A 19380-nucleotide genomic window follows, 5' to 3' on the forward strand; every position below is an offset into this window, starting at 1 on the left:
ACGGACGATCTATGGCATGATGAGCCCCATGGTCATAGGGGATCTACCGGGTTGGCCTGCCGCGGTGGAGTCTGCCTCAAGATCGACAGAAGCCGACGTCTACGCACAGGCGCTGTCGGATGAGTGGAGACGACTGGTTTCTGGGGACGCCTTCCACGTGGAGAAGGTCGCGCAAGGCTTCCTGGAGCGTCATCCGAGCCTCATACCTGGGTCGAGCGGTCCGACGATGCGCACAGGTTGGACTCCGTGGCCGGCGGCTGTGATTAGGCAGCCGGTTCTGCCCGGGTTGGCCGAACGTCAGCCGGACTTTATGTGGATCGCAACCGACAGTGCCTACTTGATGCCAATATGCATTGAGATTGAACGGCCGGATAAGAAATGGTTTCGGGATGACGGGAACGTGCAGCACTCGGATCTGACTTCCGCCCGTAGTCAGGTGGCTGCTTGGCGCAGCTGGTTCATGGATCCTCATAACGCGGCCCAGTTTGTACATATGTACAGAGTCCCCCGTGTCATGGCTGAGAGACTGCTCAGGCCTCATTTTATTGTCATCCATGGGCGGCGCTCAGAGTTCGATAGCAACCCTCGTGTACGGAGACTAAGAGCGGGCCTAACTGCAAACTTGAGCGATGAAGTTCTTATGACCTTCGATGCTCTTGGGCCGGATTCTAATGCTTTGAGGTATGGGACGGTCGAACTAACCCGGGATGGCGTTCTTCGTGCGGTTGCCGCGCCCGCAACCTTCGACTTTCCTGTCGTCAATCCTGAATTCATCTCAAATGTCGATGGCTGGGATATGGCGATTCGGGCGAGTCTGGATATAAGTGGCGTGCGAAAGAGAGAGCTGCTCGATATATTAGAGGCAATGCAATCGCGCCCTTCCGGAATGCGATTTTCCGTAGCGCGACGTCGTACTGAGTAAGCGATTGCTCGCCAAGGTGGTCTGGTTGGGGATAGCAACTACGTGTAGGGGTGTCAAGGAGACAGGCCACAGTTGCTAGCGGCGTTCTCGTGTACGTAGGCGATGTTGGGCGGTAGCGTCGCGGTGTGGCTACCAATGAGGAGCAGACTCGCTGGATCGTGCACGGTGAGCGGTTGATCTATGACAACCGGTGGATCCGGCTGGGCTTGGTCGATGTCGAGATCCCGGATGGTGAGCGGTTCGAGCATCACGCGGTGCATCTGGACCGGGCTGCTATCGCCGTGGTGGTGGATGAGCAGGATCGAGTGTTGATGATGTGGCGCCACCGGTTCCTGTTCGACCGGTGGGGCTGGGAATTGCCCGGGGGCCTGATTGAGGCCGGTGAGGACCCCATGCTGACCGCAGCTCGTGAGGTGGAGGAGGAGACCGGGTATCGGGTCAGCGAGATCGAGCCGCTGATCACCTATCAGCCGATGGCGGGCATGGTCGACTCCGAGCACAACCTGTTCCTTGCCCGGGGTGCGGAGTTCGTCAAGGAGCCGTCGGGGGAGATCAAGGCCGACTTGATCGAGTGGGTGCCGTGGAAGGAGATCCCGGACATGATCGCCCGGGGTGACATCTGGACCTCGGGGACGCTGGTCGGCTTGTACGCGGCTCGGGATCGGCTCAGCGCAGGGCGCGGGTAACCGCTCGGGAGAGTTCGTCGATGCGCTTGCGTTGACGTCGTGAGCCGGTCATGGTCGCGAGTTGCTGCGCGCGCTGGATGTGGGGCTGGGCCGCTTGCGCTTCGCCGAGGGCGAGCAGGGCGTGTCCCAGGTCGCAGCGGAGCGCGGCTTCGGCGCGGTTGTAGGTGCCGTCCATCCCGGCCAGTGCTGAGCGCAGGTCCTCGACGGTGCCGGGGTCGCCGAAGCGGACCAGGCAGTTGCCGCGCCAGCGGGCCAGATGGTGGGCGTTGATGGACAGGTAGGGCATGTCCGGGTCGCCGTTGCCGTCGGGGAGGAGCGCGGCGGCCTGGTCGAGTGCGGTGCGGCAGGTTGCCTCGTCTCCGAGGATCGCGGCGGCCTCGGCCTCGGCGGCGAACAGCCACGTGCGCAGTCGGGCCCGCCTGACCATGACCTGTCTCGCCCACATCCTCGACGGCCTGCACTGCCCCGGCTGCGGCACCCTCGACGCGCTCTGGCTCGACGCTCTGCACGGCATCGTCGAGTGCGCCGAATGCGGCCACAAAGCCCGCGTCCTGGTTGACGGTCCCAGCCTCCTCGACTCCCTCGACGGGCTCGACAGCCTTGACGCCGTTGACGTGGTCGGCTCGTGTGGGGGTGGCTGGTGATTCACCCGAACGATCGGTCGACGCCTCGGGCGGTGCGGATGTCGATGCCGCTCGCCCGGGACGTCGTCGAAGAGATCGCCAAACAGTACGGCGTGTGCATCCGCCCGGTCCCGCTCAAACGCATGGACCTCGTCACCGGACAGACCGACGTCGTCGATGTGCCGTGCGGGGCCACGCTGGAAAGCAAGTGCCCGCCGTGCGCCAAACGGAACCGGCAACTCCGGATGGCCCAGTGCCGGGAGGGCTGGCACCTCGACCAGGAGCCGGTCAACACCCCCAACGAGGCCGACGACTATCAGCGCCACCTCGTCGAGCTGCGGGCCGACGCCCAGGTCTGGCGCGACCAGACCGAAAAGGCCGGCGACGACACCACCGACCTGGACGCCGCCCTAGCCGACCTTGACGAAGAGATCAACCGGGCAGGCATGCGAGGCAACGTCCTCGGCCGCACCTCCGGCAAGCGGTCACGGTCCACTCGGCGGCGGCAGGACGCACCGGACCTGCCCAAGCGGCAGATGAGCGCTACCACGCTCGGGCGGACCTTCACCAGCCGGGACGGCAAGACCTTCCGCCCGTCGATGTTCCTCACGCTCACGCTCCCGTCGTACGGCAAGGTGCGCGACGGCGTGCCCGTCGATCCAGCCTCGTACGACTATGCGCGGGCGGCCCGGGATGCGCTGCACTTCTCCAAGCTGGTGGATCGCTTCGTGCAGAACCTCCGCCGCGTGGCGGGCTATGACGTGCAGTACTTCGCCACGGTCGAGCCTCAGAAGCGGCTCGCGCCGCATCTGCACATGGCCGTGCGCGGCACCCTGCCACGGGCAGAGCTGCGGCAGATCGTCGCGGCGACCTACCACCACGTGTGGTGGCCGCTGGTTGACCGGGTCGTCTTCGAGGGTGACCACCTGCCGGTGTGGGCGGATGGGGTCGGCTACCTCGACCCGACCACGGGGGAGGTCCTGCCGACCTGGGATCAGGCTCTCGACCAGCTCGACGCCGACGAGGACGCCGAACCCCTGCACGTGCTCCGCTTCGGCGAACAGCTCGACGTCCAAGGCGTCCTCGCGGGGTCGCCGGATGCCGATCAGTGCATCCGCTACCTGGCCAAGTACCTCACCAAGAGCATCGGTGACGGCCTCGACACCGACAACCCGGCACAGCGCCTGCACGCTGAGCGGCTGCTCGACGCGCTGCGGTTCGAGCCGTGCGCGCCGACGTGCCCGAACTGGCTGCGGTACGGGATCCAGCCCAAGGACGCCAAGGCGGGCATGGCTCCGGGCCGGTGCAAGGGCAAGGCCCACAAGCCCGAACACCTCGGCTACGCGGGCCGCCGCGTCCTCGTCTCCCGCAAGTGGTCCAACAAGTCGCTGACCGAGCACAAGCAGGACCGCCGCACCTGGGTCCTGGAAGCCCTCGGCCTGCCCGATCAATCATCTGACCCGCACCGCTACCTCTGGCGGTCGGTCATGCCGACCGATCCCGACCTGGCCCCGATCGGCGTACGGCTGTTGCGCTCGGTCCACGAACGCCAGCGCTGGCGCGACCACATGGACCGGCTGAGAGCCGAAGCAGACGGACAAGATCTTTCGGCAACTGAGGGGAGGGCTGCATGAGCAAGACCTCGACAAGGCCACGGGGTGACCGCCTGCTCACGGTCGCCGAGGTCGCCGAACGGCTCGGCACGAGCGAACGCTTCCCCCGGCGTCTCATCGAGGAACGTCGGATCACCTTCGTGCGCCTCGGTAGGAAGGTACGCATTCCCGAATCCGTGCTCGACGAGTTCATAGCGGCCGGACTGGTCCAGCCCATCACTACGCGATCCGGGAGGGCGGCATGAGCAAGCGGCGGTTCGGACGTGTGCGCAAGCTGCCCTCGGGACGTTTCCAGGCTCGCTACCCCGGTCCTGACGGTGTCGACCGTCCGGCACGGTCCACCTTCGCGACCAAGCGGGAAGGGCGCCCAGCTTCGGAGGGCGAACTTCACCCGGATATGGAGCAAGGCAATCAAGGACGCGAAGCTCAGCGGCTTCCACTTCCATGATCTCCGTCACACTGGGAACACGTTCGCTTCGCAGTCCGGCGCGACTCTGCGAGAGCTGATGAACCGCATGGGGCACTCGACCACGCGGGCCGCGCTGATCTATCAGCACACCGCGATGGAACGGGACCGGGCCATCGCCGACGCGCTCGGGAAGCTCGCCGAGGAGGCGCTGAGCAAGCAAGATCCAGACGGATCGGGCACGTAACGGGCACGGAAGATCGACATGACCCCGAAAGCAATCAAGGCCCGGGTCGGGAATCTGTCCCTGACCTGGGCCTTCGGGCTTGGAGCGGGTGACGGGAATCGAACCCGCGCTATCAGCTTGGGAAGCTGATGTTCTGCCATTGAACTACACCCGCATCGGTCGACCGTGGAGCCGACCGCGCTCATACTCTAGCGGAAACTCGGCGTGCTGCTGCATACCCCGGCCCAGAACGTGGCCGGATCGCCAGACCCGGCCCCGCCGTACGGCCGCTCGCACAGGGGCATGCGACCGGGAGCACCGGCCGAGTCCTGGACCTGTGCGGGGGCCACTAGCCTTGCTTGCGTGCTGCTTTCCGACCGTGACCTACGCGCCGAAATCGAATCGGGCCGGGTCAAGATCGACCCGTACGATCCCGAGATGATCCAGCCGTCCAGCGTGGACGTGCGGCTGGATCGGTACTTCCGGGTCTTCGAAAACCACCGATACCCGCATATCGACCCGTCGACGGAGCAGCCCGACCTGACCCGGATGGTCGAGCCGGACGGCGATGAGCCGTTCATCCTCCACCCGGGTGAGTTCGTGCTCGCCAGCACCTATGAGGTGATCAGTCTTTCCGACGACATCGCGTCGCGCCTCGAGGGCAAGTCGAGCCTGGGCAGGCTGGGTCTGCTGACGCACTCCACAGCCGGGTTCATCGATCCCGGCTTCGAGGGGCACGTCACGCTCGAACTCTCCAACGTCGCCACGCTCCCGATCAAGCTGTGGCCGGGCATGAAGATCGGGCAGCTGTGCATGTTCCGGCTCAGCTCGCCGGCCGAGTTCCCGTACGGCTCGGCCAAGTACGGCTCCCGCTACCAGGGGCAGCGGGGCCCGACGCCGAGCCGGTCGTTCCTCAACTTCTACCGGACGCGGGTCTGACCCGGCCTGGATGGCCGTACGGCCCGGGGAGCTCCTCCGGGCCACGTGTTTCCTGCGAGCATCGGGGCAACGACAAGGAGGAGAGGGTTACAGGCGGGTTAGCCAGGGCCGAACTTCGTCTTTCCAGGCCCAAGCCGTACTCTTCTCTGCGGACCATCCCCGCACATCTGGAGAAACCACGTGCGACTGCGTCTCACGCCTCGTGAGGACAGCTTCTACGATTTGTTCGCCGAGTCGGCCAACAACATCGTTACCGCGTCCCGCCTCCTTGTCGAGATCATCAGCGACGGTTCGGACCGGGACGCCCTCGCGGAGAAGATGCGCGCCTGCGAACACGCAGGCGACGAGCACACTCACGCGATCATGAGGCGGCTCAATGAAAGCTTCATCACTCCGTTCGATCGTGAGGACATCTACCGCCTCGCCTCGAACCTCGACGATGTGGTGGACTTCATGGAGGCCGCCGCCGACCTCATCGTCCTCTACCAGATCGAACGTCTCCCCAAAGAGGTCGTGCTCCAGGTCGAGGTGTTGGAGCGCGCGGCGGAGTTGACCGCCGACGCGATGCCGCGGCTGCGCTCGATGCAGCACCTCAACGAGTACTGGATCGAGATCAACCGACTCGAGAACCAGGCCGACCAGGTGTATCGTCGCCTGCTGGCCAAGCTCTTCAGCGGGGAGTTCGACACGCTCACCGTCATGAAGATGCGCGAGGTGATCGAGCAACTCGAGTTCGCCGCCGATGCCTTCGAGCACGTGGCGAACACGATCGAGTCGATCGCGGTCAAGGAAAGCTAGGCGCGGGAAAGCCAAGTGGAGCTCGCCCTCGTCATCGGCGTGATCGTGATCGCGCTGATCTTCGACTACACCAACGGCTTCCACGACGCGGCGAACGCGATCGCGACCTCGGTCTCGACGCGGGCGCTGACGCCGCGGGTCGCACTGCTCATGGCAGCCGTCATGAACTTCATCGGCGCCCATCTCGGCACATCGGTGGCCCAGACGGTCGGCAAAGGGATCATCGACGCCCCGAACGGCCGGCAGGGCCTGCTCATCGTGGGGGGCGCGCTGATCGGCGCGATCATCTGGAACCTCATCACGTGGTATTTCGGCCTGCCGTCGTCGAGCAGCCATGCCCTCATCGGAGGGCTGGTGGGCGCGGCGCTGGCCGCGAGCGCCACCGTCCAGTGGGGCGGAGTGGTCTCGAAGGTCGTCATCCCCATGGTCCTGTCGCCCGTTATCGGCTTCGTCCTCGGCGGCGTGATAATGATCGCGATCTTGTGGTTGTTCCGCCGGACCAATCCGCACAAGTCGAGTCGGGGATTCCGGTACTCCCAGACGGTGTCCGCCGCCGCGATGGCTCTCGGCCACGGCATGCAGGACGCGCAGAAGACCATGGGTGTGATTTTCCTCGCCCTGGTCGTCGGCGGGTACGTGTCACCCACGGCCGACATCCCCGAGTGGGTCATCACCGCTTCCGCGTTGGCGATCTCACTCGGCACGTACGCCGGCGGATGGCGCATCATGCGCACCCTTGGCCGCCGGATCATTCATCTGGACCCGCCGCGCGGGTTCGCGGCCGAGGCGGCCGCGGCGTCCGTGTTGTACACGGCGGCCATGGGCTTCGGTGCGCCGATCTCGACCACGCACACCATCACCAGCGCGATCATGGGCGTGGGCGCCACCCGGCGTCTGTCAGCCGTACGGTGGGGCATCGCGGGAAACATCGTCACCGCGTGGGTGCTCACGATCCCCGCCGCCGCCCTGGTCGCGGCCCTGTCCTACTTCGGCCTACACCTGATCTTCCACTAGGGCCGAGAGCGACGCGGAGGAGGAACCGCAGGGCACCCACGACCGGCCCGTTACCCGGCTACCGGCGGTACATGACGTCCGTGTCCCATCGGGTGAAGCCGATGGACTCATACAGCCGGATCGCCGGGACGTTCTCCTCGTCCACATAGAGCATCACCTGGGCCAGGCCGAGCGAGCGCAGGTGCGCCAGCCCGGCGAGCGTCAGCGCCCGGCCCAGGCCGGTGCCCCGCTCGTCCGGGGACACCCCCACCACGTAGACCTCGCCGATCGGCTCGTGGCCGTCACCGTCCCCGGTGCCGCCACGGTCGACCTTCGTCCAGTGGAACCCCACCAGCCTGTCGTGCCCGTCAGCCGGGCCCGGCCGTACGGCCAGGAAGAAACCGGCCGGGTCGAACCACGGCTCCTGCTCACGCCGCTTCAGGTCGTCGAACGTCCACGCGCCCTGCTCGGGGTGGGTGGCGAAGGCCTGCGCGTTGAGCGCGAGCCAGGCCTCCTCGTCCCGTTCCGGCTCGAACGTGCGCAGCCGTACGCCCTCGGGGAGCCGTACGGCGGGCAGCGGATCGGACAGCGAGCGCCGCATCTTCCACAGCGACCTGGCCCGGGTGAGGCCCAGACTCGCCGCGAGCCGGGAGGCGGCGGGATGATCGCCGTGCGCCCACAGGCGGAGCCGGCCGCCGCTTTCCGTCAGGACCGCCTCCAGCAGCCGCCGTCCGACACCGCGTCCGCGGAACGCGGGGTGCACCACCAGCTCGCCGCTCGGGCCCTCGACCGGGTCGGCCGGGTCCAGATGCGCGAAGCCGGCCAGTTCCCCGTTCTCCCCGTCCATTCGGATGAGTACGGCTCTGGCCCCGGGATCGCCGCCATATCGTAGGTGGAGCATCACGTGCTCATTGAGCGGGCGGACGCCGTCGGCCTCGGCGGCCGCCTCGACGAGTGCCAGCACGTCCGCCACCTGCTCGTCCCCGAGCCGCCCCTGAATCTCCACATGCGTATTCATGTCTCGCACATTAGGTGACCCGGTAACGAGGCGGAACCCGGGGGCGTCTACGGCACCAGCCGCGGGTGAGCACAATGGTTCGTTTCCTTTACGCCATTTGATATCGCGGTCATCGCTCTAATCTTCAGGAAACACGACCCCGGCGTCCTGACGCGACAGATCGGCTGACGCGCCGGCCTGAACGCGCGGACCCTGGCCTCAGCGCGGGGCCTGGCCTCAGTGCGCCGGCCTGGTCCGCGCGCCGGTCCGCTGCTTGGCCTTCGTCTCCCTGCGGGTCCGCGGCTGCGGCTCCGCGCGCGGTTCGGCCTGCGGCTCGCTGGGGACGAACCGGTAGCCGACGTTGCGCACCGTCCCGATCAGCGACTCGTTCTCGGCGCCGAGTTTCGCCCGCAGGCGGCGGACGTGCACGTCGACCGTACGGGTCCCCCCGAAGTAGTCGTAGCCCCACACCTCCTGCAGCAACTGTGCACGGCTGAAGACCCGGCCGGGGTGCTGGGCGAGATACTTCAGCAGCTCGAACTCCTTGAACGTGAGGTCGAGCACCCGGCCGCGCAGACGGGCGGTGTAGGTCGCCTCGTCGATGGACAGGTCGCCGCTGCGGATCTCGTCCGGGACCTCCTCGGCGGTCTGCAGCGCCAGCTTCCCGAAGGCCATCCGCAGGCGGGCCTCGACCTCGGCGGGACCGGCCGTGTCGATGAGGACGTCGTCGACCCCCCACTCGGCCGACATCGCGGCCAGGCCGCCCTCGGTGACGATCACCATGAGCGGGCAGGTGACACCGGTGGTGCGCAGCAGCCGGCACAGGCTCTTGGCCTGGACGAGCTCGCGACGGGCGTCGACCAGTACGGCGTCCGCCGGCTGGGCGTTGATCAGCACGGTGGCCTCGGCCGGCGCCACCCGGACCGAGTGCAGGAGCAGTCCGAGTGCGGGAAGTATCCGGGCCGAGGGTTCCAGCGCGTTGGTCAGCAGGAGCAGATTGCTCACGTTCGCCTCCCCGGCGCGCAGCCATAGCCGTAGCTTTAGCCGTACAAAAACACGTAAGGACCCGGGGGCCACGTCGCCCAGGTCCATCACTTCGTAGGGTAGCTCACAGCACTTATGCGTCCGGTGTGCGTCCGGCGTGTTAACAGCACGTCACACGTCCGGTATTCATAACGCGCCGGTATTGGAGGGAGCTGACGGCGATGGCCACGGGTACGGTCCGTTATTGGGCTGCGGCGAAGGAGGCCGCCGGTGTCGAGGAGGAGTCGTTCTCCGCCGGGACACTGGGCGAGCTGATCACGCAGATCGCCCGGAATCCACGGATCGAGCAGGTGTTACGCCGATCCTCCTTCCTCGTCGACGGCGCTCCGGCGGGACTGCGCGATCCGGCTACGATCGACCTTCCACAGGGCGTCGTGGTCGAAGTTTTACCCCCCTTCGCCGGGGGATGAGCGACTAGGCTGTTCGCCCGGCCTGGTCTGCTCCACGGAGGAGTCGGATGCGCAAGTTGATCGTGTCGCTGATCGTGCTCGCCGTCCTGCTCGCCGTCGTCGACCGGGTGGCCGTGGCCGGGGCCGAGCGGGAGATCGCCCGGCAGGTCCAGAGCGCGTACGACCTGTCGGAGCCGCCGTCCGTTGACATCGAGGGTTTCCCGTTCCTCACCCAGGCCGTCTCCGGGCGTTACGAGGAGATCGGCGTCGGCATCGGGCCGATCACCCGGGAGGGCATCCAGCTGTCGAGCATCGACGCGACGCTGAACGGCGTGACCGCGCCCCTCGCCGATCTGATCCAGAACGCGTCGAAGGTCCAGATCCGGGCCGAGCGCGTCACCGGGACCGCGGTGATCTCCCGGGAGACCCTGTCCGCCCGGGCTCCGCGCGGCATCCGCGTCGAGGGGGACGGTGGCGACACCTTGAAGGTCTCCGGCGACGTGACCGTGCTCGGCCGGACGGTGCCCGTCACAGCCAGCCTGAAGATCGAGGTGGTTCCGGGAGCGGTACGGCTCACGCCGGCCGATGTGAAGATCGCGGGTGGTCTCTCCGTGCCGAACGTGGCCAAGCACATCGGTTTCACCGTCCCCGTGAAGGACCTGCCGCTCAACCTGAAGATCACCAAGGTGAAGTCGACGCCCCAGGGGCTCGCGATCCAGGGCGAAGCCACCGATGTCCCACTCCACTGAACCGGATCGCCCCGAGGGCGCGGGCGGGCCGGCGGCGGACGACTCCGATGAACCTGGCGGCTCCGCCGTACGTGATGGAGATGTGAGTCCAGCCGGAACCGCCGACGAGGAGCTCATACGCGCACTTTACGAGGATCACGGAGGGCCGCTGTACGGTTACGTGCTGCGGCTGACCGGTGATCCGGGCCGGGCGGAGGACGTGGTGCAGGAGACGCTGCTACGGGCATGGCGGCACCCCTCGGTGCTCGAAGGGCGGCCGATCCGCGCGTGGCTGTTCACCGTCGCCCGCAACCTCGTCGTCGACCAGCACCGCGCACGCAGGTCGCGGCCGCAGGAGACGGGGGACGAGGCGCTGGCCGTGCTGCCCGCCGGTGACGAGCTCGAGCGGGCCGTCGAGTCGTGGGCGGTCGCGGAGGCGCTGGCCTCACTGCGTCCCGAGCATCGCGAGGTGGTCCTGGAGACGTACTACCGGGGGAGATCGGTGAAGGAGGCGGCCGAGGTCCTCGGCATCCCGCAGGGTACGGTCAAATCGCGGACCTACTACGCGCTCCGGGCGCTGAAGCTCGCCCTGGAGGAACGGGGGTTGGCGCCATGACCTGCGACGACGTGAGGATGTCGCTCGGGGTCTATGTCCTGGGCGCGCTCGACTCCGAGGAGAGGGCCGAGGTCGAGGCGCACCTGGACACATGTCCCGCGTGCCGGGCCGAGCTCGCCGAGCTGTCGGGGCTGCCCGCCGTGCTCGGCCGGGTGTCCGAGCAGGACATCGAGGTGGCCGCCGCGCCGCCGCCGGTGGTGCTGGAGCGGCTGATCGCCGCCTCGGCCCGGCGTGGCCGCCGCTCGCGGACGATGCTGGCGCTCGCCGCCTCGGTGGTCGTGGCCGCGCTGGGTGGTACGGCATGGCTGTCGGCCGCGCGGCCGGCTCAGGACGCGAGCGTGGCGGCCGGGTCCGCCGCGGTCTCCTCCACCGCGGCCGACGGCGGCGGCGTGGCGCCGCGGGACCAGCGGGAGTCGGCCGAACGCTCCGCCGATCAGCCCTTCGCGATCCGGCCGCACGAGTCACGCACCGGGGTCGCCAGGCCGTCGGCGGCGAGCTCCCAGCCGGCCGCGGACCCGCGGGAGACGGCTCCGCAGGAGACGGCTGTGCGGCCGACTCCCGGCACCGCGACGCCGGGCCCTGAGGCCGAGACGCTCGCCACGGCAGAGGTTCCGCGGGTCTCGGAGGCGCGTGGGCGGAGCGGAGACGTGACCCTCGCCGTACGGCTCACCGCCAAGGAGAGCGGGACCGACCTGCGCGCCATGGTCTCGGGGGTGCCCGGGGGAACGACGTGCACGCTGCGCGTCATCGGCCCGGACGGCGCGGCGACGACGGTCGGCAGCTGGCCGGCCGGACCGGGGGAGCACGGACCGGGCAAGAACGTCTTCGAGGGGTCGACCTCGCTGTCGGCCGGTGACATCCGCCGCCTGGAACTGGTCACCTCGGACGGACGTACGGTCGTGACGACCTCGGCTCCGTTCGCGTCCGTGTCCGGGGAATGAAACGTGGCGGGTCGCGGGTTCCACAGCATGATGACAGCGATCGATGTTCTCGCCGCCGACCTCGGCGCCGACCTCGGCGAGCGGGCCACGCTCGTGCACTTCTCCACGGCCTTCTGCCGGCCCTGCCAGGCGACCCGGCGAATCCTCAGCGAGGTGGCCGCGATGGTGCCGGGGGTCGGTCACGTCGAGGTCGACGCCGAATCGCGGCTCGATCTCGTCCGGCGTTTCGACGTGCTGCGCACGCCGACCGTGCTCGTGCTCGACGGCTCGGGGAACGTGGTGAAGCGGGCCTCCGGCCAGCCGCGGAAGGTCGATGTGATCGCCGCGCTCGGTGTTGCGATGGTCGATCCGTCTCATGGAACATCTCAACAAGCGGACAGCGAGTGACAGATTGCGAGACGACGGGTACTGTCTTGGTCATGACTCCCACGACAGAGCCGCTCACGAAGCGGCGCGCGGTCGATTTCTGCCGCGTCGCGACTTCGCTCTGTCGCATGGCCTGAGGGTGATTCCCGCGGCTGCGTGCCGTTTTCCGCGAATCCTTCAGGAGCATCCCGTACGATGCAAATCGACCCGCGTGGCCCACGTTCCGGTGCGGCCCTGACATTTACGGTTCCCGCGGCCGTCATGGCCCCGCGCAGCGGACGGCTGCTCGCGGCACAGGCGGGTCCGGCGTCCGCGGTCGTGGGACTGATCGGATCCGCGGTCGGGATCGCCCCGCCCGCCTTGGGTGCGACAGCAGCGGCACTGCCGGCCGCATTTCTCACCGCAGTCGTCGGCCTCTGCCTCGGCTGCGAAATGTACTTGCTCATCCGCCGTCTACAACCTGGGAGAATGTCATGAGTCGTTCCGCCGTGCTGGTGGACGCCGATTGGGTTGAGGCCAACCTCGACACGCCCGGTGTCGTGCTCGTCGAGGTCGACGAGGACACCAGCGCCTATGACAAGGGCCACATCCGCGGTGCCGTGAAGATCGACTGGAGGGACGACCTCCAGGACCCGGTCCGCCGTGACTTCGTCGACAAGGCGGGCTTCGAGGCCCTGCTGTCGGCCCGCGGCATCGCCAACGACGACACCGTGGTCCTCTACGGTGGCAACAACAACTGGTTCGCCGCCTACGCGTACTGGTACTTCAAGCTTTACGGCCACGAGAACGTGAAGCTGCTCGACGGCGGCCGCAAGAAGTGGGAGCTCGACTCCCGCGAGCTGGTCACCGACGTGGTCGAGCGGCCGGCCACGACCTACCGGGCCACGGAGCAGAACCTCTCGCTCCGCGCGTTCCGCGACGACGTCGTCGCCGCGATCGGCACCCTGAACCTGGTCGACGTTCGCTCGCCCGACGAGTTCACCGGCAAGCTGCTCGCCCCGGCCCACGTTCCGCAGGAGGCCGCGCAGCGGGGCGGCCACGTGCCCACCGCCCGGAACATCCCGTGGTCGAAGGCGGCCAACGACGACGGCACGTTCCGCTCGAACGAGGAGCTCAAGGAGCTCTACGCGGGGGCCGGCGTCGACTTCGGCAAGGACACCATCGCGTACTGCCGTATCGGCGAGCGTTCCGCGCACACCTGGTTCGTGCTGCACGAGCTGCTCGAGCAGCCCAACGTGAAGAACTACGACGGATCGTGGACCGAGTACGGCTCGCTCGTGGGCGTGCCGATCGAGCTTGGGGAGGCCCGCTGATGACAACGCAGGGTTGCGCCGCCCCGGAGCAGACCGTCGCGCTGCCCGCCGGGATCGACCTGTCCACTCAGGCCGTCATCCAGGGGGTCGTCTCCGGCCCCGGTACGGCCTACGCACGGCTGCTCGACGACTCCGGTGAGTTCACCGGTGAGGTCGTGGTCTCCGACGAGGGCATTTTCCGTTTCTTCGCCGCCCCGGGCCAGTGGACGGTCCGGATAATCGCGGGCGGCGGCGTCACGAAGGACGTGTCGGTCGAGGCCAGGCTCGGCGAGGTCGCCCAGCTCGCGGTCACCGTCTGATTGTCTTTCCGCGCATCCACCGCCGAAGGCCGGTACGTTCCCCCGTGAACGCACCGGCCTTCGCGCTGTGCGGGGGGCCGTACGGGTGAGGCTCCGGGGTCTGGTCCGCCCGTCCCACGACGAGCAAGCACCACGGCCTCGCCGGGGTCACGCCCTCGCCCCCTCGAAGTGCCGACGCTGGTCGTCCACCAGGATGGTCTCGACACTGCGGTCAGCGGCACCCGCCTGGAGCAACGCGGGAATCACCTCCGTGGACATGAGGCGGTAGCTCCATTTCTCACCCGGTCGGGGGTGTTCCTCCACCGAGACGAAGTCCATGAAGCAAGACGCATCATGTGAGATGACGATGCTCTCCATGTAGCCACGGCGTACGAGACCGTCTGTATGCCGGTCATGCCTGTCCGTTCCGCGCTGGAGCGTCGGTCGCGTTGTGTCACCGGTGTTCGGCGGCTTCGGCCGCTGCGCCGGGAGGAAGCTCCGGTCCGTTGCGCAACCCGCCGGTCGCGGGTTTCGCGTGCGGTCCTCGCTCCCTCCCGCTCCGCTCCCTACCTCCGGATATCGGTCACCTGACCGGCGTTCTAAGCGAGGAAGTCGAGGACACGCGGGATGACGGTGTCCGGGGCTTCGAGGCATGGACTGTGGCCCGTGGTCTTGATGCGCCAGAGCTCGGCGTTCGGAATCGCCTCGAACATCTCGTCCGACCAGGCCGGCGGGCGGGCCTGGTCCTGGGTCCCGGAGATGACGAGCGTCCGCGCGGTGATCAGAGGCAGCAGGTCGAGCGCGCTCTCTCGCTGGACGACGCCCCGTGCGGCATGAGCGATCCTGGGGGAGAGCTCGCCGATGCGCTTGGTCCACGTCTCGTGAATGTCGGAGCGAGCCGGGTCGTTGAGAACGGTTGCCGCGAACAGGATGCTCTTGACGAAGTCGACGAGCTCCGGGGTGAATCCCTCCCGCTCGAACCTGTCGACGAACGCCCCGAACAGGTCGACGTTCTCGTCGGTCTCGGCTCTCGCCGACGAGCCCATCAGCACCAGCCTGCCGACCAGATCGGGTCGGCGAGCCGCGATGCGGACTGCGACGTCGCCGCCCATCGACTGCCCGACCATCGACAGGGAGGTGAGACCGAGCCGGTCGATCAGGGCCAGCACGTCGTCGGTGCACTGGTCCATGGTCACGGTCGCGTCGACTTCGTCAAGGCGGCCGGCCTGTCCGAGGAACTCCGGTGCTATGAACCGGAAGCGCCCGGCTCCCGCGGCGACAAGGCCGTCGAAGGCGCGTGGATCGAGGAACAGGGAGTGCAGGCAGAGCACCGGGCTCAGATGCGTTTCACCGGTGTCGATGGTCATGGGAACTCCAGATCTTCGGTGGTGGGAGGCCGTTGGGGCGGGGGCGGAGTGCGCTCACCACTCGACGGTAGGAGTCACGTCCTCGGCATGTCAATAACCGCATCTGGTTTCAGATAATGAAAAATTCGATAGTTGACATACGATTCACAGTTTGAAACATTGCGGAACATGACCACTGTCGCCGACGTCATAGCAAGCACACTGGCCCGCCACGGAGTCGAGACGATCCTGGGCCAGAGCAACCCGACCGAGTTGATGCTCGCCGCCGAACGCATCGGAATCCGCCAGATCCTCTACCGGACGGAGAACGCCGGCGGCGCGATGGCCGACGGCTTCGCTCGGATCTCCGGCCGGATCGGGGTGGTGGCGGCCCAGAACGGCCCTGCCGCGACCCTGCTCGTCGCCCCGATGGGAGAGGCGCTCAAGGCGTCGATACCGATGCTCGTGCTGGTGCAGGAGGTGCCGTCAGGCAGCCGGGACCGCAACGCTTTCCAGGAGCTGGACCACTTCGCGCTGTTCGCGAGCGTCTCGAAGTGGACGCGGCGCATCGACGATCCCACTCGGGTGGAGGACACGATCGACCACGCGGTCACGATGGCGAACAGCGGACGGCCCGGGCCGGTCGTGCTGCTCGTCCCCCGGGACGTCCTCGGAAAGCCCGCCGTGTCCGGACGATTCGCGCGCACCGCGGATCTCGGGGCCTTCCCTCTCGACCGCCCCCGGCCGTCCGCCGCTGCGGTGTCGCGGGCGGCACAACTCATCGCCACGGCCCGGTCTCCTCTGGTCGTCGCTGGCGGCGGAGTGCACGGTTCGGGTGCGGTGGCCGAACTGGCCGCGCTGCAGGAGATCGCCCATCTCCCCGTGGTCACGACGAATATGGGCAAGGGTGCCGTGGACGAATCGGGTCCGCTGTCACTGGGGGTCGCCGCCAATGTCACCGGCGAGCGCGGACCCGCCCACTTCCACCTCCCCCTGATCGCCGGAGCCGATGTCGTTCTGCTGGTCGGTACCCGCACGAACGAGAACGGCACCGAGGGCTGGACGCTGACATCCCCCGACGCCACCTACATCCACGTCGATGTCGACCCTCTCGAGGTGGGGCGGAACTACGAGTCGATACGCCTGCTCGGTGATGCCAGGGCCGCGCTCGGGGACCTCACGGCTGCCCTGGCGGCGACCGATCTCACGCTCCGCGTCGCTCAGTCGGAGGGGCTCAGAGCCGCCATCGCCGCCGGCCGTCAGCGGCACTTCGAGGCCGTCACCCCGCTGTTGGAGTCCGATGAGACCCCCATCGCCCCGGAGCGCCTTTTCGCCGAGCTCAACCGGCTCCTGGAGCCCGACGACATCGTGGTCGCCGACGCCAGCTACTCCTCGTTCTGGGTCGCCGGTCACCTCCTGGCCAAGCGGCCCGGCCAGCGCTTCGTCATGCCACGAGGTCTGGCCGGTCTCGGTTGGGGACTGCCTCTGGCCCTGGGAGCGAAAATCGCCGCGCCCGAGCGACGTGTCATCGCGGTCGTCGGCGACGGCGGCTTCGCACACGTCTGGTCCGAGCTGGAAACCGCTGTGCGAGAACGCCTTCCGGTGACCGTCGTGGTGCTCAACAACTCGGTACTGGGAGCCCAGAGGCATGTCGAGAACGCCGTGTTCGGCGAGACGACCACCGGTGTGGAGCTCGATCCCGTGGACCATGCCGCCGTCGCGACCGCCGTGGGAGCCGCCGGGATCATGGTGGATCACCCGGACGCCATCGCTCCCGCACTTCGGAAGGCACTGGTCTCCGGCCACACCACGGTCATCGACGTGATCGTCGACCCCGACGCCTATCCGCCCGTACGGGCCTTCGACCCGTTCACCGACCGGCTCAACGCCCCGCTTCATCGGGCCACGCGTGCCTTGCAGGCTGATAATTTCAAATAGTGCACAGTTCGTCAGCCAAGTCCACGCAGCAGACCCTGCAGACCGTCGAGCGAGCGCTGAGCTTCCTCGAGTACGTGGCCGCCGCCGAGCCCCCGCCGACGGTGAAACAGGTCTCCGCCGGCCTCGGCTTGAACATCACGACCTGCTACCACCTGATGCGGACTCTGGTCGCACGTGGCTACATCGAGCGCCGAGCCGACGCCACACTCCGGCTCGGTGCCGGCGTAGGCGCCCTGTTCCGGACCTACCAGCGCAGTTTCAAGGTCAACGACAAGCTCGCGAGCATCGTCGGCGAGCTTGCCGAGACGACTGCAGAAACCTCGTTCCTGTCGACTCTCGACGACAAGAACCTGATCTTGAAAGTTCTGGTCGAAGGGTCGCAACCGCTCCGCGCGAGCGGCCTCTACGTCGGCCTCACGGGCAACGAGCCACACCGTGCATCGGGCAAGGCCGTGCTCGCCCACCTCGATGCCGCGCTGCGGGACGAGATCGTCGCACGCAACCTCACGGGCATGGCCCCGTCCGCCCAGCGGCGGTTTCGCACGGCCCTGCTGCAGGAATTCGAAGAGGTCAGGGCGAGGGGATGGGCCGCGGACGTCGACTCCAGCCCCGGCGTCACCGCGATCGGCTCCCCGTTCTTCGCACATGACGGTTCCGTCGCCGGCGCCGTCGGAATCGTCGCACCGACATCGCGGTTCGGCGAAGCCCAGGACAAGATGGTCGGCACAGTGCTCGACGCGGCGAACAAGGCGACGTCGGTCCTCGGTCTCGCACCCTGAGGCCGCATGCCGCATCCCCGTGCGTGGCCGAGCCGATGCGCTGGCAGGAGGGGACGACCGCCGTGCGGACCGCCGGCCGCATCGGGGGTTATCAGGTCGTGACGTCGCCGACGGGGGCGGGAGCGAGCCGATAACATGCGGCAGGTGTCTGGAACGTCCGCGATCGCCGCTTCCCACCAGGCCGCCGGTTCCGAGAAGCCGACCTGGATGCTGTCGCCGTACGCGCTGCCGTTGCACGCCTTCGGAATCGCGGCTAAGTGCGCGCTGCCGCTGATCATCTGGTTCTCGCTGGGGCGTCTCGTGCGGTGGGCGCTGCTCCTGCTGGCCGCGACGCTCTCGCACGGGTCGTGGTACCAGGCCCGACTGGTCGTGGTGGTGTTCCTGTTCACGCTCGTCGTGATGACGTCGCTGGCCACGACGGCCGGAATGCTGTACGTCATCCGGGACGCCCTCATGGAGACCAGGGCACGCCGGGAGGCGGGTGAGGGCAGGGAGAGCCTGTTCGGCGCGCTCAACCGCACCGCCCTCGTCTTCGCCGGCATCTATCTCACCTGGGGCTTCGTCACCCAGGACATCCGTGACTTCATGGAGATCGACCTGCGGCGGCAGCCGGATCGCATCCTGGTCGACGCCTTCGCCGGCGAGGACAGCGGCGTGATGGCCGGGCTCATCGGGCTGGATGCGAAGATCTCCCTGGCGACCATGGCGGTCGCCTACGTGATCAAGACGTTCTTCGGGCGGCGGCACGAGGCCGGCGCCGGGCGCTTCTCCGGGATCCTGGCCACCTTCGGCGAACTCGCCTTCGTGTTCTACGGGATCAACGCGCTGTACACGGCCGTGGGGGCCCGCTCCGACTGGCTGGGCGGCCGGGTCGTGGTCACGGCATGGCACGACTGGACGGATCAGGCCAAGGCGGGCGTTCCGGGCTGGGAGCAGGTCACGGGCTTCATCGGCGCCGTCTGGCCGTACGTCGTCGACGCGCTCGTCGTTCCGCTCGCCTGGCTGACGGTCGGCATCCTGGTCTACGGCGCGTACGCGGAGGACACCCGGACCACGATCAGAGGCACCCGGCTGGAACGGGCGACGGTGCACGTCGAACGGACGCACAGGTGGACGCGGCTCGCGCTCGTCAAGCTGAGCGCCGGATGGACGGAGCGTTGGATCCCGCTGCTCAACTCGCTGCGGCTGACCGTGAGCGGCGGAGCCCCGCTCTTCGGGCTGTTCGCCCTGTGCTACGTGGGGCTGCGAGTGGGCGGAGACTATCTCGGGCGGGCGGGCCGCTATCTCGTGGCGTTCGACGAGCCGTACATCTGGTTCATGACCTATGTGCCCGTCGGCTTCGTCGTCGATCTCCTGGTGACCACGCTGAGCATGTGTCTCATCGCGGCCACCTTCGACCTGGCCGCGAGCAGGCGGCGTCGCGGCCTCCGGTAGTTCCG

25 protein-coding genes and 1 tRNA gene are annotated in these 19380 nt (G+C 67.8%); 20 read left to right on the top strand and 6 right to left on the bottom strand.

Translation table 11 applies throughout. From position 1 onward, the window contains the following. Window positions 1-28: 28 nt before the first annotated feature. Window positions 29-922 (top strand): Shedu anti-phage system protein SduA domain-containing protein, encoded by an 894-nt coding sequence (locus ACQP1K_RS03805; RefSeq protein WP_433501479.1) that lies wholly within the window; start codon window positions 29-31, stop codon window positions 920-922. A gap of 125 nt (window positions 923-1047) precedes the next feature. Beyond that, the gene (locus tag ACQP1K_RS03810) at window positions 1048-1608 is read left to right on the top strand and encodes an NUDIX hydrolase (RefSeq protein ID WP_433499479.1); all 561 of its coding nucleotides are present in this window, start codon (window positions 1048-1050) and stop codon (window positions 1606-1608) included. Here the strand turns inward: ACQP1K_RS03810 and ACQP1K_RS03815 are convergent. Further along, the gene (locus ACQP1K_RS03815) at window positions 1589-2035 is read right to left on the bottom strand and encodes a hypothetical protein (RefSeq protein ID WP_433499480.1); all 447 of its coding nucleotides are present in this window, start codon (window positions 2033-2035) and stop codon (window positions 1589-1591) included. The genes ACQP1K_RS03810 and ACQP1K_RS03815 overlap by 20 nt on opposite strands. On the opposite strand from ACQP1K_RS03815, the gene ACQP1K_RS03820 reads away from it, so the two are divergent. The 4 genes from ACQP1K_RS03820 to ACQP1K_RS03835 all read left to right on the top strand — a co-directional run bounded on the left by ACQP1K_RS03820 (window position 2034) and on the right by ACQP1K_RS03835 (window position 4497). Beyond that, the gene (locus tag ACQP1K_RS03820) at window positions 2034-2252 is read left to right on the top strand and encodes a hypothetical protein (protein ID WP_433499481.1); all 219 of its coding nucleotides are present in this window, start codon (window positions 2034-2036) and stop codon (window positions 2250-2252) included. The genes ACQP1K_RS03815 and ACQP1K_RS03820 overlap by 2 nt on opposite strands. Window positions 2253-2290: 38 nt before the next feature. Next, entirely contained in the window at window positions 2291-3865 is a 1575-nt protein-coding gene (locus ACQP1K_RS03825; protein ID WP_433499482.1) for a replication initiator, read from the top strand. Then, a complete protein-coding gene (locus tag ACQP1K_RS03830; RefSeq protein WP_433499483.1) occupies window positions 3862-4089 on the top strand; it encodes a helix-turn-helix domain-containing protein in 228 nt (75 codons plus the stop codon). Before ACQP1K_RS03825 ends, ACQP1K_RS03830 begins: the two co-directional genes overlap by 4 nt. A 72-nt stretch (window positions 4090-4161) precedes the next feature. After that, window positions 4162-4497, top strand: coding sequence for a tyrosine-type recombinase/integrase (locus ACQP1K_RS03835; RefSeq protein ID WP_433499484.1), 336 nt, complete (start codon window positions 4162-4164; stop codon window positions 4495-4497). An 80-nt stretch (window positions 4498-4577) separates the two neighbouring features. Here the strand turns inward: ACQP1K_RS03835 and ACQP1K_RS03840 are convergent. Continuing rightward, window positions 4578-4651: transfer RNA gene (locus ACQP1K_RS03840), tRNA-Gly, on the bottom strand. A gap of 188 nt (window positions 4652-4839) precedes the next feature. Between ACQP1K_RS03840 and dcd the strand changes: the two genes are divergently transcribed. From dcd to ACQP1K_RS03855, 3 genes are all read left to right on the top strand, one after another. Beyond that, window positions 4840-5415, top strand: a complete 576-nt coding sequence (dcd, locus tag ACQP1K_RS03845; RefSeq protein ID WP_433499485.1) for a dCTP deaminase — start codon at window positions 4840-4842, stop codon at window positions 5413-5415. 180 nt (window positions 5416-5595) lie between these two features. After that, window positions 5596-6213, top strand: coding sequence for a DUF47 family protein (locus ACQP1K_RS03850; protein ID WP_055483134.1), 618 nt, complete (start codon window positions 5596-5598; stop codon window positions 6211-6213). Window positions 6214-6228: 15 nt separating this feature from the next. Continuing rightward, a complete protein-coding gene (locus tag ACQP1K_RS03855) occupies window positions 6229-7227 on the top strand; it encodes an anion permease (RefSeq protein WP_433499486.1) in 999 nt (332 codons plus the stop codon). Window positions 7228-7285: 58 nt separating this feature from the next. On the opposite strand, the gene mshD is transcribed toward ACQP1K_RS03855, so the two are convergent. Next, window positions 7286-8224, bottom strand: coding sequence for a mycothiol synthase (mshD, locus tag ACQP1K_RS03860; protein ID WP_433499487.1), 939 nt, complete (start codon window positions 8222-8224; stop codon window positions 7286-7288). 216 nt (window positions 8225-8440) lie between these two features. Next, a complete protein-coding gene (locus tag ACQP1K_RS03865) occupies window positions 8441-9208 on the bottom strand; it encodes a winged helix-turn-helix transcriptional regulator (protein ID WP_433499488.1) in 768 nt (255 codons plus the stop codon). A gap of 200 nt (window positions 9209-9408) precedes the next feature. On the opposite strand from ACQP1K_RS03865, the gene ACQP1K_RS03870 reads away from it, so the two are divergent. The 8 genes from ACQP1K_RS03870 to ACQP1K_RS03905 all read left to right on the top strand — a co-directional run bounded on the left by ACQP1K_RS03870 (window position 9409) and on the right by ACQP1K_RS03905 (window position 13899). Further along, a complete protein-coding gene (locus ACQP1K_RS03870) occupies window positions 9409-9657 on the top strand; it encodes a MoaD/ThiS family protein (RefSeq protein WP_433499489.1) in 249 nt (82 codons plus the stop codon). Window positions 9658-9704: 47 nt separating this feature from the next. After that, entirely contained in the window at window positions 9705-10385 is a 681-nt protein-coding gene (locus ACQP1K_RS03875) for an LmeA family phospholipid-binding protein (protein ID WP_433499490.1), read from the top strand. Window positions 10386-10467: 82 nt separating this feature from the next. Further along, a complete protein-coding gene (locus ACQP1K_RS03880; protein WP_433499491.1) occupies window positions 10468-10980 on the top strand; it encodes a sigma-70 family RNA polymerase sigma factor in 513 nt (170 codons plus the stop codon). Further along, entirely contained in the window at window positions 10977-11921 is a 945-nt protein-coding gene (locus tag ACQP1K_RS03885) for an anti-sigma factor family protein (protein ID WP_433499492.1), read from the top strand. Before ACQP1K_RS03880 ends, ACQP1K_RS03885 begins: the two co-directional genes overlap by 4 nt. A 27-nt stretch (window positions 11922-11948) precedes the next feature. Beyond that, window positions 11949-12308: a thioredoxin family protein gene (locus ACQP1K_RS03890; RefSeq protein WP_433499493.1), complete on the top strand. Its 360-nt coding sequence runs from the start codon at window positions 11949-11951 to the stop codon at window positions 12306-12308. Window positions 12309-12548: 240 nt separating this feature from the next. Further along, window positions 12549-12764: a DUF4395 family protein gene (locus tag ACQP1K_RS03895; RefSeq protein WP_433499494.1), complete on the top strand. Its 216-nt coding sequence runs from the start codon at window positions 12549-12551 to the stop codon at window positions 12762-12764. Beyond that, window positions 12761-13600 carry a sulfurtransferase gene (locus ACQP1K_RS03900; protein ID WP_433499495.1) on the top strand — a complete coding sequence of 280 codons (840 nt, stop codon included), beginning with the start codon at window positions 12761-12763 and terminating at the stop codon, window positions 13598-13600. Before ACQP1K_RS03895 ends, ACQP1K_RS03900 begins: the two co-directional genes overlap by 4 nt. Continuing rightward, window positions 13600-13899: a DUF1416 domain-containing protein gene (locus ACQP1K_RS03905; protein ID WP_433499496.1), complete on the top strand. Its 300-nt coding sequence runs from the start codon at window positions 13600-13602 to the stop codon at window positions 13897-13899. Before ACQP1K_RS03900 ends, ACQP1K_RS03905 begins: the two co-directional genes overlap by 1 nt. A gap of 147 nt (window positions 13900-14046) precedes the next feature. Here the strand turns inward: ACQP1K_RS03905 and ACQP1K_RS03910 are convergent, their stop codons facing one another. Both ACQP1K_RS03910 and ACQP1K_RS03915 read right to left on the bottom strand, forming a co-directional pair. Further along, window positions 14047-14532, bottom strand: coding sequence for a hypothetical protein (locus tag ACQP1K_RS03910; RefSeq protein ID WP_433499497.1), 486 nt, complete (start codon window positions 14530-14532; stop codon window positions 14047-14049). Then, window positions 14478-15245 (bottom strand): alpha/beta fold hydrolase, encoded by a 768-nt coding sequence (locus ACQP1K_RS03915; RefSeq protein WP_433499498.1) that lies wholly within the window; start codon window positions 15243-15245, stop codon window positions 14478-14480. Before ACQP1K_RS03915 ends, ACQP1K_RS03910 begins: the two co-directional genes overlap by 55 nt. 168 nt (window positions 15246-15413) lie before the next feature. Between ACQP1K_RS03915 and ACQP1K_RS03920 the strand changes: the two genes are divergently transcribed. From ACQP1K_RS03920 to ACQP1K_RS03930, 3 genes are all read left to right on the top strand, one after another. Continuing rightward, entirely contained in the window at window positions 15414-17162 is a 1749-nt protein-coding gene (locus ACQP1K_RS03920; protein WP_433499499.1) for an acetolactate synthase catalytic subunit, read from the top strand. After that, a complete protein-coding gene (locus ACQP1K_RS03925) occupies window positions 17162-17941 on the top strand; it encodes an IclR family transcriptional regulator (RefSeq protein WP_433499500.1) in 780 nt (259 codons plus the stop codon). The genes ACQP1K_RS03920 and ACQP1K_RS03925 overlap by 1 nt, the downstream gene beginning before the upstream one ends. A 144-nt stretch (window positions 17942-18085) precedes the next feature. Next, window positions 18086-19375, top strand: a complete 1290-nt coding sequence (locus ACQP1K_RS03930; protein WP_433499501.1) for a hypothetical protein — start codon at window positions 18086-18088, stop codon at window positions 19373-19375. The last annotated feature ends 5 nt before the right edge of the window (window positions 19376-19380 follow it).

The sequence above is a fragment of the Sphaerimonospora sp. CA-214678 genome, assembly GCF_050942215.1.
Lineage (GTDB): Bacteria > Actinomycetota > Actinomycetes > Streptosporangiales > Streptosporangiaceae > Sphaerimonospora.